The 1,401-nt window shown below is 65.5% G+C and carries 3 protein-coding genes; all 3 read right to left on the bottom strand.

The window, feature by feature from the left end:
* The coding region (locus tag AC1DW2_RS43745) for a response regulator (RefSeq protein ID WP_477009204.1) at window positions 1-531 on the bottom strand (531 nt) is incomplete at its 3' end.
* Between the two features lie 74 nt (window positions 532-605).
* Entirely contained in the window at window positions 606-971 is a 366-nt protein-coding gene (locus AC1DW2_RS43750) for a response regulator (RefSeq protein ID WP_008138864.1), read from the bottom strand.
* A gap of 72 nt (window positions 972-1,043) precedes the next feature.
* Window positions 1,044-1,401 (bottom strand): chemotaxis protein CheW (locus tag AC1DW2_RS43755; RefSeq protein ID WP_477009205.1); only part of this gene is annotated, 358 nt, incomplete at its 5' end.

The raw sequence follows: 1,401 nt of genomic DNA on the forward strand, positions 1-1,401 counted from the left end.
CCGCACGACAGCCGGCGCACGTGCAGCCGGGGTCGCTGGCGCCAGCGGCGGGCTCGCGACTGCGGGCCTGCGGCGCAGCCGCGCGCCGAGGTGACGGATCTTCTGGATCAGGTCGTGATGAAAGATGTCCGCGGCCGACGCTTCGCGCGTCGACTCCGGCTTCGGAATGTAGTCGGCTGCCCCGAGCGACAGCGCCTTGAAGCTGATCTCCGCGTTACGACGGGTCAGCGTCGAGGCCATGATGATGACGAGATCGCGCTTCTTCGCCAGCAGCTGCGGCAGCGCCGAGATGCCGTCGAGCTCGGGCATTTCGATGTCGAGCACGGCAACGTCGGGATTGATGCGTTCGAGCTGGTTGACCGCCTCGAGCCCGGTGCGCAGCGAGGCCGCGACCTCCATGTCATGCTCGGCACCGATCCAGCGCGAGATCAGACCGCGTATGACGACGGAGTCGTCGACGACCATCACCCGCAGCGGCCCGGCGTCGCGCGACGGACCCGTGGTCGAATTACCTGCGAACGCAACACTCATTACTCACCAACTCAGACTGAAACGGTTCAGTTGAAACAATCGCCGAAGGATCCGTTCAGCCTCCGGATGTTCGCTCAGATAAGTCCGACTTCCTGGAATTTCGCCGTCACGATGTCCTTGTCGAAGGGCTTCATGATGTACTCGTTGGCGCCGGCGTGCAGCGCACGGGCGATGTGCGCGACGTCGTTCTCGGTGGTGCAGAACACCACCTTGGGCTGGTCGCCGCCGGGCATCCGCCGGAGATGGCCAAGAAATTCGTAGCCGTCCATGATCGGCATGTTCCAGTCGAGCAGCACGGCATCGGGCAAGCCGCGCTTGCAGGCCTCCAGTGCCTTCTCACCATCCTCGGCTTCGAGAATCTGGAAGTCGAGGCCCTCCAGGATCCGGCGCGCAACCTTGCGGATGACGCTGGAATCATCAACGACGAGACAAGTGCGCATGTGAACCTCTGCTTCCTACCCCCTTGTGGGGATACTTCCAATTGCGAGTCCGTCGGCGGCGATGCCGCCGTATCAGGCCGCCATCATCTCGGGCGCGAGCTCGAGGACGCGATCGACGTCGAGGACGACCATGAGCTGGCCGTCGAGGCGGTGGACGCCGCCGGCGAGCTTGGCCATGCGAGGATCGAGGTTGACGGGGTTCTCTTCCATGCCGGCCTCGGCAAGGCGCAGCACTTCGCCGATCTGGTCGATCAGGAGGCCGTAGGATTCACCGCGCAGGTCGACGCCGACCGCCATCGGGGTCTTGCCGTCCTCGGGCTTGGGCAGGCCGAGCCGGGCGCGCATGTCGACCACGGTGACGATGCGGCCGCGCAGGTTCAGCACGCCCGCGATCTCGCGCGAGGACAGCGGAACGCGGGTGACGCGCTCG

Source organism: Bradyrhizobium sp. P3_C3 (assembly GCF_056402655.1).

Bases quoted from the DNA above. Each gene is read 5' to 3' on its own strand.
- AC1DW2_RS43750 (WP_008138864.1), bottom strand. From the start codon at position 971: ATGCGCACTTGTCTCGTCGTTGATGATTCCAGCGTCATCCGCAAGGTT.